Origin of the sequence: Pseudomonas idahonensis, assembly GCF_037903935.1 — a bacterium.
GTDB lineage: Bacteria > Pseudomonadota > Gammaproteobacteria > Pseudomonadales > Pseudomonadaceae > Aquipseudomonas > Aquipseudomonas danubii.
Window position 1 is genome coordinate 5871518 of sequence record NZ_CP149586.1, and the last position, 15754, is coordinate 5887271.

Below are 15754 nucleotides of genomic sequence, written 5' to 3' on the forward strand. Positions count from 1 at the left end.
CTCAGACCACGCCCTGGGCCAGCATGGCATCGGCAACCTTGACGAAGCCGGCGATGTTCGCCCCTTTGACGTAGTTGATCCGACCGTTCTCTTCGCCGTAGTGCACGCAGGCATGGTGGATCGACTGCATGATGGCGTGCAGCTTGCTGTCCACTTCACCGGCAGTCCAGAGCAGGCGCATGGCGTTCTGCGACATTTCCAGCCCGCTCACAGCCACTCCGCCGGCATTGGATGCCTTGCCCGGGGCGAACAGGATGTCGGCCTCGATAAAGATATCCACAGCCTCCAGAGTGGTCGGCATGTTGGCGCCTTCGGCGACGCAGATGCAGCCGTTGCGCAGCAGGGTACGCGCAGCCTCGGCATCCAGTTCGTTCTGTGTGGCGCATGGCAGGGCGATATTGCAGGGCAAGTCCCATGGGGTTTTCCCGGCGCGGAACTCCAGGCCGAATTGAGTCGCCAGTTCGCTGATGCGTCCACGCTTGACGTTCTTCAGTTCCAGCACCGCCAGCCATTGTTCTTCGCTCAGGCCGGACTCGCAGTACAGGGTGCCTTCGGAGTCCGACAGGGAGATCACCTTGCCGCCCAAGTCCATGACCTTGCGGGCCGCGTATTGCGCCACGTTACCGGAACCGGAAATCGCCACTCGCTGACCTTCAACCCGGGCACCACGACGCTTGAGCATTTCTTCGGCGAAGTACACACAACCGAACCCCGTGGCCTCCGGGCGGATAAGACTGCCGCCGTAGCTGATGCCCTTGCCCGTAAAAACTGAGGTGAACTGGTTGCTCAAGCGCTTGTACTGACCGAAAAGGAAACCGATTTCCCGGCCCCCCACACCAATGTCTCCCGCCGGCACGTCCACATCGGCACCAATATGCCGGTACAGCTCGGTCATGAAGGCTTGGCAGAAGCGCATCACTTCAGCATCGCTCTTGCCTTTGGGATTGAAGTCGGAGCCACCCTTGCCGCCGCCCATGGGCAGGGACGTCAGGGAGTTCTTGAAGGTCTGCTCGAAGGCGAGGAATTTCAGCACGCCCATATTGACCGACGGATGGAAGCGCAAGCCGCCCTTGTAGGGACCGATGGCGCTGTTCATCTGGATGCGGAAACCGCGATTGACCCGGACCTTGCCCTGATCGTCGACCCAGGACACGCGAAACACCACAGTGCGTTCCGGTTCGCAGATTCGCTCGAGAATACCGGAGCTCAGATAGTGCGGATTGGCCTCCAGAAATGGCCAAAGGCTGCGCAGGACCTCTTCCACCGCCTGATGAAACTCAGGTTGGTCCGGATCGCGCTTTTTCAGGCGGGCGAGGAAATCTTCGACGGATTCGATCATGGGAAGTCTCGGCAAATTTATTGTCGTTAAGGGGAGATTTGCCCGGGACTTTATCAATTCAACTCGCACCGCGACAGCGCAAAATGTCGCAGATATGAATTTAAATGGTGCATTAGATATAAATGACGACGATTTTCAGGGATTTTGTGCACGGATTTGGTGGCACAAATTGCATGGCCTGCACGTTTTTGGGGAGTCGCAGAAAACCCTTCGCCGGTCAGCCAACGCCTACCGCAACGGCAGTATTTTTGTAGGCGCCGGCTTACCGGCGAACAAAAAAAACGGAGCCCGAAGGCTCCGTTTGTTTCAAGCAGCGAGCCGATCAGGCCAGCTTCTTGTGCCGCACACGGTGCGGTTGCGCTGCGGCTTCGCCCAGGCGCTTCTTGCGATCGGCTTCGTACTCGGTGTAGTTGCCTTCGAAGAACACCGCTTGCGAATCGTCTTCGTACGCCAGGATGTGAGTGGCCACCCGGTCCAGGAACCACCGATCGTGGGAAATCACGATGGCGGCGCCCGGGAAGTCCAGCAGGGCCTCTTCCAGGGAACGCAAGGTTTCGACGTCGAGGTCGTTGGACGGTTCGTCGAGCAGCAGGACGTTGCCGCCCTCTTTCAGGGTCAGGGCCAGGTGCAGACGGCCACGCTCACCACCGGACAGGTCCTTGACGAACTTCTGCTGGTCGCCACCCTTGAAGTTGAAGCGACCGACGTAGGTACGCGACGGGATCTCGTAGTTACCAATGCGGATCTGGTCGGAACCGTCGGAAATCTGCTGGAACACGGTCTTGCTGCCGTCCAGGTCCTCACGGCTCTGATCCACGCAGGCAAGCTGCACGGTTTCACCGATCTCGATGCTGCCCGAATCCGGGGTTTCCTTGCCCATGAGCATGCGGAACAGGGTCGATTTACCGGCACCGTTACCACCGATCACGCCGACAATGGCGCCTTTGGGCATGGAGAACGACAGGTTGTCGATCAGCACGCGATCGCCGTAGCCCTTGGTGACGTTCTTGAACTCGATGACCTTGTCACCCAGGCGCGGACCGGCCGGGATATAGATCTCGTTGGTTTCGCTGCGCTTCTGGAATTCCTGGGACTGCATTTCCTCGAAGCGTTGCAGACGAGCCTTGGATTTCGACTGGCGGGCCTTGGCGCCTTTGCGCACCCACTCCAGCTCTTCCTTCATGGCCTTTTCATGGGCCGACTGCTGCTTGGATTCCTGGGCCAGACGCGCGGACTTGGCTTCCAGCCAACCCGAATAGTTGCCCTCGTAAGGAATACCGGCGCCGCGGTCGAGTTCGAGAATCCAACCGGCAACGTTGTCCAGGAAGTAACGGTCGTGCGTAATCGCGACCACGGTGCCTGGGAAGTCGTGGAGGAAGTGTTCCAGCCAGGCCACGGAATCGGCATCCAGGTGGTTGGTTGGCTCGTCGAGCAGCAGCATGTCGGGGGCGGAGAGCAGCAGGCGGCACAGGGCCACACGACGCTTTTCACCACCGGACAGGTGCTCGACCTTGGCGTCCCAGGCCGGCAAGCGCAGGGCGTCGGCGGCCACTTCCAGCTGGCGCTCCAGGTTATGACCGTCGCTGGCTTGCAGGATGGCTTCCAGCTTGGCCTGCTCGGCGGCCAGCTTGTCGAAATCGGCATCCGGCTCGGCGTAGGCGGCGTAGACTTCGTCCAGACGTGCCTGGGCGTCCTTGATCACGCTCACCGCTTCCTCGACCACTTCACGCACAGTCTTGGTTGGATCCAGTTGTGGTTCCTGAGGCAGGTAGCCGATGTTCAGGTCCGGCATCGGACGGGCTTCACCTTCGAACTCGGTATCGACGCCGGCCATGATTTTCAGCAGCGTGGACTTACCCGAACCGTTGAGGCCCAGTACGCCGATCTTGGCGCCAGGGAAAAAAGACAGGGAGATGTTTTTCAGGATTTCCCGCTTCGGCGGAACAACTTTGCCCAGCCGATGCATGGTGAAGACGTATTGAGCCATGGTGAACCTAGCGTCAGTGACAGATGAATAGAACGGGCCGGGCCCGGGCCAGGCCATGCGCGGCACCGGCATTGACCATGATCAATACCGACGGGCGGAAAAAGCCTGATTGTTTGGAGCTGGAACGCTCCCGCGTAACCGGCAAAACTACCTCAATGCACGATCCAGGTCCAGCCAAGCGGGACTGGCACTTTGCCACAACTCAAGGCATGCTAGCCGCCCTTCGGGCGTCCGGCTTATAGTGCACGTCGCGCCAGCCCAGCCAAACCGCAGGATCACAGCTTGTCCAACGTCATTTCGCCACAGCCCGCGCGCGCTAAAGCCTCCGCGTCGGCCCTTCCTTTGCGGGGCACACTCAAAGGCGCACTGGCGACGCTGGTGCTATTGCTCCTGGCCCTGTTGTTCTGGCAACTGCTCGATCAACTGCAGCAAACCCGCAAGGACCAGCGCCAGCACGCCATCGACTACAGCGCCGATCTGGCCGACCACCTGAGCCTGAACCTGGCGCTCAATGCCCAGATCGCCCTCAATCTGCTACCGACCGTCGAAGCCCCCCAAGACAGCCAGCAACAACAGCAATTGCTGCAAAAGCTCCAGCGTTCCCTGCCGGACGTCCGCAGTTTCGCCCTGCTGGACAGCCAGGGGCAGATCCTCAGCGACAGCGCCACCGACAGTCAGGATGCTCTCTGGCTCGCCGAACTGGTCCAGCGCAGCCGTTCCCAGCGCTATTACTACAGCAATCCTGCCGACGGTTCAGTGGTGCATGTCTTGCTGCACCAGGCCAGTGGCTCGACTCGCAGTTTCTGGATACTGCGCATGTCCCCCAGTTTCCTGCAGACCCTGGTGCGGCAAAGCGAGGAAAGTTTCAAGCCGACCTGGGTGATCGAGAATCGCCTGAGCCGACAGGTGATCAAGCGCGACGAACGCAGCGCCCCGACCCCAGGCATGCTGGACCCCGACGAGATGGCCAGCAGTGTGCTGCTGGTGCCTTTGAACAATAGCGACTGGCAGCTGCGCGGGCTGTTCGACCAACGGGCGGTGATCGAGGAACTGCTGCCGGCCTTTATCGGCAAGTGCCTGCTGGGCCTGGCGTTCTCCCTGCTGCCGGTGATTGCCCTGCTCAACATGCGTCGGCGCCAACGCCAGCTCCACGAGGGCCGGCGACGCTACCAGGATATTTTCGAGGGCACAGGGGTCGCCCTCTGCGTCCTGGATATCTCCGGGCTCCCGGACCTGCTCGGCCAACACCATTTACACAACAGCGAGCAGCTCAAGCGCTGGCAATCCAGCCATCCGGACCACCGTCGCCAGTTGCTGAAAGAATTGCGCATCACCGAAGTCAATCAGGTGGCGCTGCGCCTGCTCAATGTCGAATCCAGCGACCAGGCCTGGCAACTACTGATCGAAGGCTGCCCGAAGAACGGCAACGCCATCGGCGGCCAGTTACTGGAAGCCGTGGTCAACCAGCAGAAACAGTTGGAACTGGAGATCAAGCTCAGCGACGCCCAAGGCAATGACCAGCATCTATGGCTGGTGCTGCGCCTGCCGGAAGCGACTGAGGATTACAGCGCCGTGATCCTCAGCATCAGCGACATCACCAGCCGCAAGCTGATCGAGCTGTCGCTGCTGGAGCGCGAAGGTTTCTGGTCGGACGTGGTGCGCACCGTGCCCGATCACCTGTATGTGCAGGACGTGATCAGCCAACGGATGATCTTCAGCAACCACCACCTGGGCCAGACCCTCGGCTACAACAAGACCGAACTGCACCAGATGGGCGAGTACTTCTGGGAAATCCTCCTGCACCCGGAAGACGCCGACCTCTATCACCGCCTGCGCCAGGAACAGCGCCACTCGGCCTACGCCCAGCTCCTGCAATGCCAACTGCGCTTTCGCCACCGCAGCGGCCAGTGGCGGCGCTTCGAGATCCGCGAACAGGCCCTGGCCCGGGATCGCTACGACCAGGTGACGCGAATCATCGGCGTGGCCAAGGACATCACCGACCAGATCGAGGCCAGCGAGTCGCTGCGTGACAGCGAACAGCGCTACCGCATGCTCGCCGAAAGCATCAGCGACGTGATCTTCTCCACTGACAACAAGCTGTCGCTGAACTACGTCAGCCCCTCGGTGCATGCGGTGCTCGGCTACGACGTGGAGTGGATCTTCCAGAATGGCTGGCAGTCCACCATCGCCAACCCACAGCAACTGGCCGGCATTTACACCCTGATGGACCGGGTCAGCAAGGCCCTGGATAAACCCGAGCAACTGGCGCAATTGCGCAGCCAGGTGCAGACCCAGCTGTTCCTGTTCGACTGCCTGCGAGCCGATGGGCGCAAGATCCCCATCGAACTGCGCCTGGTCCTGGTGTGGGACGAACACGGCGCCTTCGAGGGCGTGCTCGGGGTTGGCCGCGATATCAGCCAGCAACGCCGGGCGGAAAAAGACCTGCGCATGGCGGCCACGGTATTCGAGCACTCGACCTCGGCGATCCTGATCACCGACCCCGCCGGCTACATCGTCCAGGCCAACGAAGCCTTCAGCCGGGTCAGCGGCTACGCGGTGTCCCAGGTGCTTGACCAGTTGCCGAACATGCTCACCGTCGACGACCAGCAGGAAGCCCACCTGCGTTATGTGCTCAAGCAGTTGCACCAGCACAGCAGTTGGGAAGGCGAAGTCTGGCTCAAGCGCCGCAATGGCGAGCACTACCCGGCCTGGGTCGGCATCACTGCGGTGCTCGACGATGAAGGCGACCTGGCCAGCTACGTATGCTTCTTCAGCGACATCAGCGAGCGCAAGGCCAGTGAACAGCGGATTCACCGCCTGGCCTACTACGACGCCCTGACCCACCTGCCCAACCGCACCCTGTTCCAGGACCGTCTGCACACCGCGCTGCAATCGGCGGAGCGGCAGAAGTCCTGGGTGGTGCTGATGTTCCTCGATCTGGACCGTTTCAAGCCGATCAACGACTCCCTGGGCCACGCGGCGGGCGATCGCATGCTCAAGGAAATGGCCACCCGCCTGTTGGGTTGCGTCGACGATGACGACACCGTGGCGCGCATGGGTGGCGACGAATTCACCCTGCTCCTGCAACCGCGCGCCAGCCGCGAGATCGCCCTGAACCGGGCCATCAATGTGGCCGAGAAGATCCTCGCCAGCCTGGTCAAGCCCTTCGTCCTCGAAGGTCGGGAGTTCTTCGTCACCGCCAGTATCGGCATCGCCCTGAGCCCTCAGGACGGCAAAGAACTGAGCCAGCTGATGAAGAACGCCGACACCGCGATGTACCACGCCAAGGAGCGCGGCAAGAACAACTTCCAGTTCTACCAGGCCGACATGAACGCCAGTGCCCTGGAGCGCCTGGAGCTGGAAAGCGACCTGCGCCACGCCCTGGAACAGGAAGAGTTCGTGCTCTATTACCAGCCGCAGTTCAGCGGCGACGGCAAACGCCTGACCGGTGCCGAGGCGCTGCTGCGCTGGCGTCATCCGCGCCGCGGGCTGGTGCCGCCGGGCGACTTCATTCCGGTCCTGGAAGAACTGGGCCTGGTGGTGGATGTGGGCGACTGGGTAATCAGCGAAGCCTGCCGCCAGCTCAAGTCCTGGCACCAGGCCAAGGTGCGGGTGCCGAAGGTCTCGGTGAACATTTCCGCGCGGCAGTTCTCCGACGGCCAACTGGGCATGCGCATCGCCACCATCCTCAAGGACACCGGCCTGCCGCCGGCGTGCCTGGAGCTGGAGCTCACCGAAAGTATCCTGATGCGCGAAGTCAGCGAGGCGATGCAGATTCTCGACGGCCTGAAGAATCTAGGCCTGAGCATCGCGGTGGACGACTTCGGCACCGGCTATTCATCGCTGAACTACCTCAAGCAGTTCCCCATCGACGTGCTGAAGATCGACCGCACCTTCGTCGACGGCCTGCCGTCCGGCGAGCAGGATGCGCAGATCGCCCGTGCCATTATCGCCATGGCCCACAGCCTGAACCTGGCGGTAATCGCCGAGGGCGTGGAAACCCACGAGCAGCTGGAGTTCCTGCGCGAACACGGCTGCGACGAGGTCCAGGGCTACCTGTTCGGCCGGCCGATGCCAGCCAACCGCTTCGAAGCGCAGTTCAGCAACGACGCCCTGTTCATGTTCGACTAGAAGCGGTGGCAAGCTTCAAGCGACCAGCGGCAAGAAAGCATGGCGGTTTTCTGCTTGCGGCTTGCTGCTCGTCACTTGAACGCTGCTTCTATGCGACATGATGTCCTTTCATATGCCATCTAAAACCCATTGGGTTAGAATGCCTCCCCTTTCTGCCCCCCGATCCTTGAGGACCGCCATGTTCAGCCGTGATTTGACTATTGCCAAGTACGACGCCGATCTCTTTGCCGCCATGGAGCAAGAAGCTCAGCGTCAGGAAGAGCACATTGAGCTGATCGCTTCGGAAAACTACACCAGCCCAGCGGTGATGGAAGCTCAAGGCTCGGTACTGACCAACAAATACGCCGAAGGCTACCCAGGCAAGCGCTACTACGGCGGTTGCGAATACGTCGACGTGGTTGAGCAACTGGCCATTGATCGCGCCAAGGAGCTGTTCGGCGCCGACTACGCCAACGTCCAGCCACACGCCGGCTCCCAAGCCAACGCAGCGGTCTACCTGGCCCTGCTGCAAGGCGGCGACACCATCCTGGGCATGAGCCTGGCCCACGGTGGTCACCTGACCCACGGTGCTGCCGTTTCCTCCTCCGGCAAGCTGTACAACGCTGTTCAGTACGGCATCGACGCCAACGGTCTGATCGACTACGACGAAGTCGAGCGCCTGGCCGTCGAGCACAAGCCGAAAATGATCGTGGCCGGTTTCTCCGCCTACTCGCAGATCCTCGACTTCCCGCGTTTCCGCGAAATCGCTGACAAGGTCGGTGCCTACCTGTTCGTCGACATGGCCCACGTGGCCGGTCTGGTCGCCGCTGGCGTCTACCCGAACCCAGTGCCATTCGCCGACGTGGTCACCACCACCACCCACAAGACCCTGCGCGGTCCACGTGGCGGCCTGATCCTGGCTCGCGCCAACGCCGACATCGAGAAGAAGCTGAACTCCGCGGTATTCCCGGGCGCCCAGGGTGGCCCGCTGGAGCACGTGATCGCCGCTAAAGCGATCTGCTTCAAGGAAGCGCTGCAGCCTGAGTTCAAGGCCTACCAGGAACAGGTGGTGAAGAACGCCCAAGCCATGGCCGAAGTGTTCATCGCCCGCGGTTTCGACGTGGTTTCCGGTGGTACCAAGAACCACCTGTTCCTGCTGTCGCTGATCAAGCAGGACATCTCCGGTAAAGACGCCGACGCCGCTCTGGGCAAAGCGTTCATCACCGTGAACAAGAACTCCGTGCCTAACGACCCACGTTCCCCGTTCGTTACCTCCGGCCTGCGCTTCGGTACTCCGGCTGTGACCACCCGTGGCTTCAAGGAAGCCGAGTGCAAGGAACTGGCCGGCTGGATCTGCGACATCCTGGCGGACCTGTCCAACGAAGCGGTGATCGACGCCGTGCGTGAGAAGGTCAAGGCCATCTGCAAGAAGCTGCCGGTATACGGCGCTTAATCAGCCCGCAGACCGCAACAGAAAAAGCCCGGCCCAGCGCCGGGCTTTTTTGTGCCTGGATGGCCGCCGCACCAGGCGCTGAAAGGAGCCTGCGAGGTCTTGCGAACGCAAGATACTCGGCGATCGCAGCCTACGGCAGCGGCTACAGTGGCCAGGGGAGGAAAAACCACTGGTCAGACCGGTAAAGCCAATTTTCGTTCAGCATCTTGTAAACCCATAAAACCCGAGCGTAGACTGCGCCTGCACTGGACATACCGGTAAGACCACAATAATTAAGTCCTCCATCCGCTGCGCTCCCCCGCGCACGGCAGACAGGACACCGACCAGGATTCCTCCCCATGCTCAGATGGTGCTCGCGTTCGATTTTCCTCCAGGTTGTGCTCGGACTGATGCTCGGCATCGTGTGCGGACTCACCCTCCCCGAATACTCCTCACAACTCAAACCACTGGGCGACGGCTTCATCAAGCTGATCAAGATGCTCATCGGCCTGATCGTGTTCTGCGTGGTGGTCAGCGGCATCTCCGGCGCCGGCGACCTGAAGAAGGTCGGCCGCATCGGCCTCAAATCAGTGATCTACTTCGAAATACTCACCACCATCGCCCTGGTGATCGGCCTGGTCATGGCCTTCAGCACCGGCATCGGCAGCGGCGCCAATATTCACCTGGAGCAGCTGTCCACCGCCGACATGGGCGATATCGCCCAGCGCGGCCAGCACATGCACACCACCACCCAGTTCCTGATGGACCTGATCCCCACATCGGTGATCGGTGCCTTTGCCGAGAACAATATCCTCCAGGTGCTGCTGTTCTCGGTGCTGTTCGGCAGTGCCCTGAACCTGGTAGGCGAAGCCGCCTCGGGCATCTCCCGGCTGATCAATGAACTGAGCCACGTGATCTTCCGCATCATGGGCATGATCGTGCGCCTGGCGCCCATCGGCGTGTTCGGCGCCATCGCCTTCACCACCAGCAAATACGGTCTGGATTCGCTGCAGCACCTGGGCAGCCTGGTGGGCCTGTTCTACCTGACCTGCGTCGCCTTCGTCGCGCTGATCCTCGGCCTGGTCATGCGCCTGTCGGGCCTACGCATGCTGCCCTTCCTCAAATACCTGCGCGAAGAGTTGCTGATCGTTCTCGGCACCGCCTCCTCCGACGCCGTCCTGCCGCAGATCATGCGCAAGCTGGAGCACCTGGGCATTGGCAGCTCCACCGTGGGCCTGGTGATTCCCACCGGCTACTCGTTCAACCTGGATGGTTTCTCCATTTACCTGACCCTGGCCATCGTCTTCATCGCCAATGCCACCGGCACGCCGTTGTCCATGTCGGACCTGTTGACCATCCTCCTGGTGTCGCTGATCACCTCCAAGGGAGCCCATGGCATTCCCGGTTCGGCCCTGGTGATCCTGGCCGCGACCCTGACCGCGATCCCGGCAATTCCGGTGGTGGGCCTGGTGCTGGTGCTGGCAGTGGACTGGTTCATGGGCATCGGTCGCGCCCTGACCAACCTGATCGGCAACTGCGTGGCCACCGTGGCCATCGCCCGCTGGGAAAAGGACATCGACGTGCAACGGGCCAACAAGGTGCTCAGTGGTCAACAGGGCTATACCTTCCAGGCGCGAAAACCGGTGGCCGGTGCCCACCAGCAGGAATTTTGATCCAACCTTGTGCCTGCCGACGGCAGGCACAACAATCAGCGCGGCAACAGCGCGCTACCGATAGCTCATGGAGTCAACAGTGATCAGCTCGTCAACGGTTGTGAATTCAGTGGTAGAAAAGCTCCGGGCGGCCCTTGCCCGAGGCCAGTGGCGCTCCGGCGACATGCTGCCCGGGCAACGTGAATTGGCCGAGCAACTGGGCATCAGCCGCCCCAGCCTGCGCGAAGCGGTGATCGTCCTGGAAACCCTGGGCCTGGTGCGCTCCATGCCTGGCAAGGGCGTGGTGGTGCTGGATGCGCCCCAGGGCGAAGCCCAGGGTGCCGAGCGCAGCGTGGCCGGCGCCAGCCTCGAGGACGTGCTGCAACTGCGCTACACCCTGGAGCCCTTCATCGTCGGGCTGGTGGCGCAATCCATCAGCAGCAAGGAAGTCGGCCAGCTGCGCCTGACCCTGATGGACATGCGCGAAGCCCTGGAGGCCAATGACAGCGAAGCCGGGGTCAATGCCTACATCGCCTTCCACGAGGAACTGTTCACCCTGACCAGCAACCCGATCTTCCAGAACGTGGTGCAACAGACCAGCAATGCCCTCAAGCAAAGTGCGCAGATCCTGCGCAATTCGCCGGAGCACCTGGCCGAACGCCTGGAAGAAAATGAAGCCGTGGTGCGGGCGATCCGCAATAAGAACAGCGCCCTGGCCAGCGCCGAGATGCGTCGGCACATCCTCCAGGAAGGCCAGCGCATGGGCATCGAACTGAATATTCCGGACGATCACCTGGGCTCCAACGCCCTGTAATCAACCCCCGAGTCAGCAACTGGACTGGAGACAGGCCATGGTCAGCTACGCCCTGAAAAACAACCCCTTCACCCTGGTGGCCAGCCTGCCTCGGCGTCAGTGCGGCGAAAAAAAACTGCTGGTCGATGATGTCTATCCGCAGATCTTCGACGCCATTCTCGAACAGCGCATCGCCCCCGGCAGCCGCTTCACCGAAGACAGCCTCGGGCAGGCCTTCGGCGTCAGCCGCAGCATCATCCGCCAGGTCCTGGCGCGCTTGTCCCACCAGCAAGTGGTGATCCTGCGACCCAATTACCGCCCCCAGGTCGCGGCTCCTGACCTGGAGCAGACCCGGCAGATCCTGCACGCCCGGCGCCTGACGGAAATCACCCTGGTGCGCCTGGCCTGCCAGCAACCCCGGCGCCAGTTGCAGTCCCTGCGACAGTTGATCGCCCGGGAACGTGAAGCCATTGAGCGCGACCAACGCGGCCCGGCCATCCGCCTGTCCGGGGAGTTCCACCTGCAACTGGCTGAAGTGGCCGGCAACGCCCCACTGGCGCAGTTTCTCGGCAGTCTGGTGCCGCTGACCTCCCTGGCCATCGCCCAGTTTGAAGGCCGCGCCCGCCACTGCTGCGCCTGGCAAGAGCACGCGACGATCATCGATGCGCTACAGGCGGCTGATGTAGAAAAGGCCGAAGCCCTGATGAACCGCCACCTGGATCACCTGGAACAACGCCTGCTAGGCACAGCGCCCGCCGACCTGTAGGAGTCGGCTGGCCAGCGAGGACTTCAGCCCCCCAGCATCTTCTCGAAGCCCTGCCGGATCTTCTCTTCCGGCAGATCGTCGGCAATGAACACCATCACACTCTCCCGCGCCTCGCCCTCAGCCCATTCGGTATCCCAGTCGAAGCCATAAAGCTTGAGCACGCCCTGGAACACCATGCGCCGTGGCTCGTCGATCACGTTCAGCACGCCCTTGTAACGCAACAATTGCTTGCCATGATCCTCCAGCAGCTCATTCATGAACTCGCTGAGGCGATCCAGGTCCAGGGCCTGTTCAGTGCGCAGCACCAGGCTGGAAATCCGATCCACCGAGGGTGCCGGGCTCACCGGACGCAGGCTGATGCCGCCGCCCAGATCAGCATTCAAGTTGAAGCCCCGCACATCCAGCAGTTCCGCCAGATCGATCCGGCCGTGCTCCACCAGGCGAATCGGCGCCCGGCGGTTGATCCGCGTCAGGCGCTGGCTGAGGGCCTCGAAGGTCTGCTCATCCACCAGGTCGCGCTTGCTCACCAGCAGCCGGTCGGCAAAGCCGATCTGCGCCTGGGCGATGGTCTGGGTCAGGTGGAACTCGGCGTGCTTGGCATCCACCAGGGTAATGATGCCGTCGAGGATGTAGCGCTCACGCAACTCTTCATCAATGAAAAAGGTCTGCGCCACCGGAGCCGGGTCGGCCAATCCGGTGCACTCGATCACCAGTCGATCAAAGGCGATCTCGCCACTGTCCAGGCGCTCCAGCAGCAGATACAGGGCCTTGGTCAGGTCGGTGTGGATGGTGCAGCAGACACAGCCATTGGACAGGGTCATGACCTGGACCGGCTCGTCCCCCAGCAGCTGGGTGTCGATACCGGCATCACTGAACTCATTCTCGATCACAGCGATCTTCAAACCGTGCTCGGCCTTGAGCAGATGACGCAGCAAAGTGGTCTTGCCGGCGCCGAGGAAACCGCTGAGCACGGTGACGGGAATAGGATTTTGCAAAACAGGATCTCCCACGCATAAAAACGTAGGAGCCGGCTGGCCGACGATGGCGTCAATCAGAGCGCTATCGCCGAGCAGCCGGCTCCTACATGGGTGTGGCTTACACGCTGTACTTCAACAGCACTTCGGACCGCCCTTGCCGCCGTACCGGGCTTCCTGGCGTTCACGGAAGAACGCCTCGTACGACATCACCGGCTTGTCCGGGTGCTTGGTTTGCATATGCTCGACGTAGTTGTCGTAGTCGGGCATGCCGACCATCAGGCGCGCGGCCTGACCGAGGTATTTACCGAGGCGACTCAGGTCATTGAACATGGTTGCAATCCTCGGGTTACGCGTCAGGCACAGCCTGGTAGGGCGATTCTTTATCCGTACGTTCCTTGCTGCCCCAAGCCGCGATACCGACCTTGAGCGCGTAGAACAGGATGCTGAACACCACCAGCAGGAACAAGGCGGTCAGGGTCGCGTTGGTGTAGGCGTTGAAGATCACGTGCTGCATCTGCGTGATGTCCTTGGCCGGAGCGAGGATCTGACCATTGGCCATCGCATCGCTGTATTTCTTCGCCAGCGACAGGAAGCCGATCGCCGGGTTGGCGTCGAACAGCTTGATGAAGCCCGCAGTCGTGGTGCAGATCAGCAGCCAGACAGCCGGCAGCAGGGTGACCCAGATGTAGCGCTGGCGCTTCATCTTGATCAGGACCACGGTGCCCAGCATCAGGGCGATACCGGCCAGCATCTGGTTGGAGATGCCGAACAGCGGCCACAAGGTGTTGATGCCGCCCAGCGGATCGATCACGCCCTGGTACAGCAGGTAGCCCCACAGGGACACGCAACCGGCGGTAGCAATCAGGTTGGCGGTCCAGGATTCAGTGCGTTTGAGCGCTGGAACGAAAGACCCCAGCAAATCCTGGAGCATGAAACGACCGGCACGGGTACCGGCATCCACAGCGGTCAGAATGAACAGGGCTTCGAACAGGATCGCGAAGTGGTACCAGAACGCCATGGTGTTCTCACCCGGCAGTACTTGGTGGAGGATCTGCGCGATACCCACCGCCAGGGTCGGTGCCCCACCGGCACGGGCCAGGATGGTGTTTTCACCGATGTCCTTGGCCACCGCCTGCAGTTGTTCCGGGCTGATGACAAAGCCCCAGCTGCTGACAGTCTGCGCCACGGCCACCACATCACCGCCGACGATGGCCGCCGGGCTGTTCATGGCGAAGTAAACGCCAGGCTCGATCACCGAAGCCGCGACCATGGCCATGATCGCCACGAAGGACTCCATGAGCATGCCGCCGTAGCCGATGTAGCGGGCGTTGGTTTCATTATCCAGCAGCTTGGGCGTGGTCCCCGAGGAGATCAACGCATGAAAGCCCGACACCGCGCCACAAGCGATGGTGATGAACAGGAACGGGAACAGGCCGCCTTTCCATACCGGGCCAGTGCCATCGGTGAACTGGGTCAGGGCCGGCATTTTCAGCTCGGGCATGGTGATCAGGATGCCAATCGCCAGGGCGATGATGGTACCGATCTTGAGGAAGGTCGACAGATAGTCACGGGGCGCCAGGATCAGCCACACCGGCAGCACCGCGGCGACAAAACCGTAGCCGATCAGCATCCAGGTGATCTGGATGCCGGTGAAGGTAAACATCTTGCCCCAGACCGGATCGGCGGCCACCTGCCCCCCCAGCCAGATGGAACCCAGCAGCAATAGAACGCCGATCAACGAAATCTCGCCGATGCGGCCCGGGCGGATGTAGCGCATGTACACGCCCATGAACACCGCGATCGGAATGGTCGCCATCACCGTGAAGATGCCCCACGGGCTCTCCGCCAGGGCCTTGACCACGATCAGCGCCAGCACCGCGAGGATGATGATCATGATCAGGAAGCAGCCGAACAGCGCAATGGTGCCGGGAATACGGCCCATTTCCTCACGGACCATGTCGCCCAGGGAACGGCCGTTACGCCGGGTGGACAGGAACAGCACCATGAAGTCCTGAACCGCACCGGCCAGGACCACCCCGGCAATCAGCCACAGGGTGCCGGGCAGGTAGCCCATCTGCGCCGCCAGGACCGGGCCCACCAAAGGGCCGGCGCCGGCAATGGCCGCGAAGTGGTGACCGAAGAGAATGTGTTTGTTGGTCGGCACATAGTCCAGACCGTCATTATTGAGCACGGCGGGAGTGGCCCGACGCGGGTCCAGCTGCATCACATTATTGGCAATGAACAGACTGTAGTACCGGTACGCCACCAGATAGATGGCCACCGCGGCCACCACAATCCACAAGGCGTTGATCGCCTCGCCGCGACGCAATGCAACTACGCCGAGGGCGCACGCTCCTACGATTGCCAGCAGCAGCCAAGGGACATGGCGCAGCAGGCTATTATTATTTTTCATTTTTTTATTCCGGCCAGGGGGATAGAAAAACAGCATTTCGAGTGTAGCGCTACTGTTCTCAAAGACCACCCCCCACGTTGGTCTAGAGCCTTCTTTTATCTTATGAGCGGCATTTTTTTGGGAATTTTTCTGCGCAAGGCGCACCGCCACAAAACCCTGAATCAGCCCCATTCGTCCGGCAAGCCGCGAGCGCGGCGGCATTGCATTTTTTTTGCGGTCCGATGGCTTTGTAGCGACAGTAATAAACCGGGGTCTATAGTCAGTGCACCACGCAGAGGGCCAGCC

The 15754-nt window shown here is 61.5% G+C and carries 10 protein-coding genes; 5 read left to right on the forward strand and 5 right to left on the reverse strand.

Annotation, left to right across the window (positions count from 1 at the left end; genetic code table 11):
* Position 1: 1 nt before the first annotated feature.
* Both gdhA and ettA read right to left on the reverse strand, forming a co-directional pair.
* A complete protein-coding gene (gene gdhA / locus WIN67_RS26560; protein ID WP_339070259.1) occupies positions 2-1339 on the reverse strand; it encodes an NADP-specific glutamate dehydrogenase in 1338 nt (445 codons plus the stop codon).
* Between the two features lie 322 nt (positions 1340-1661).
* Entirely contained in the window at positions 1662-3326 is a 1665-nt protein-coding gene (gene ettA, locus WIN67_RS26565) for an energy-dependent translational throttle protein EttA (RefSeq protein ID WP_092309880.1), read from the reverse strand.
* A 282-nt stretch (positions 3327-3608) separates the two neighbouring features.
* Here ettA and WIN67_RS26570 point away from each other — a divergent pair, with 282 nt between their 5' ends.
* The 5 genes from WIN67_RS26570 (at position 3609) to WIN67_RS26590 (ending at position 12079) form a co-directional block, all read left to right on the forward strand.
* Positions 3609-7457 carry a sensor domain-containing protein gene (locus WIN67_RS26570; RefSeq protein WP_339070260.1) on the forward strand — a complete coding sequence of 1283 codons (3849 nt, stop codon included), beginning with the start codon at positions 3609-3611 and terminating at the stop codon, positions 7455-7457.
* 178 nt (positions 7458-7635) lie between these two features.
* Complete coding sequence (gene glyA, locus WIN67_RS26575) at positions 7636-8889, forward strand: serine hydroxymethyltransferase (RefSeq protein ID WP_123724460.1); 1254 nt, start codon at positions 7636-7638, stop codon at positions 8887-8889.
* 338 nt (positions 8890-9227) lie between these two features.
* Complete coding sequence (locus WIN67_RS26580; RefSeq protein ID WP_102882270.1) at positions 9228-10541, forward strand: C4-dicarboxylate transporter DctA; 1314 nt, start codon at positions 9228-9230, stop codon at positions 10539-10541.
* 79 nt (positions 10542-10620) lie between these two features.
* Complete coding sequence (locus tag WIN67_RS26585) at positions 10621-11334, forward strand: FadR/GntR family transcriptional regulator (protein ID WP_102882271.1); 714 nt, start codon at positions 10621-10623, stop codon at positions 11332-11334.
* A gap of 37 nt (positions 11335-11371) precedes the next feature.
* Positions 11372-12079, forward strand: a complete 708-nt coding sequence (locus tag WIN67_RS26590; protein ID WP_102865430.1) for a GntR family transcriptional regulator — start codon at positions 11372-11374, stop codon at positions 12077-12079.
* A 23-nt stretch (positions 12080-12102) separates the two neighbouring features.
* On the opposite strand, the gene yjiA is transcribed toward WIN67_RS26590, so the two are convergent.
* From yjiA to WIN67_RS26605, 3 genes are all read right to left on the reverse strand, one after another.
* Positions 12103-13074 carry a GTPase gene (gene yjiA, locus WIN67_RS26595; RefSeq protein WP_102865429.1) on the reverse strand — a complete coding sequence of 324 codons (972 nt, stop codon included), beginning with the start codon at positions 13072-13074 and terminating at the stop codon, positions 12103-12105.
* A gap of 114 nt (positions 13075-13188) precedes the next feature.
* The gene (locus WIN67_RS26600) at positions 13189-13386 is read right to left on the reverse strand and encodes a YbdD/YjiX family protein (RefSeq protein ID WP_007937254.1); all 198 of its coding nucleotides are present in this window, start codon (positions 13384-13386) and stop codon (positions 13189-13191) included.
* Positions 13387-13402: 16 nt separating this feature from the next.
* On the reverse strand, positions 13403-15469 hold the full coding sequence (locus WIN67_RS26605) for a carbon starvation CstA family protein (RefSeq protein ID WP_102882272.1): 2067 nt from the start codon (positions 15467-15469) through the stop codon (positions 13403-13405).
* Positions 15470-15754: the final 285 nt, after the last annotated feature.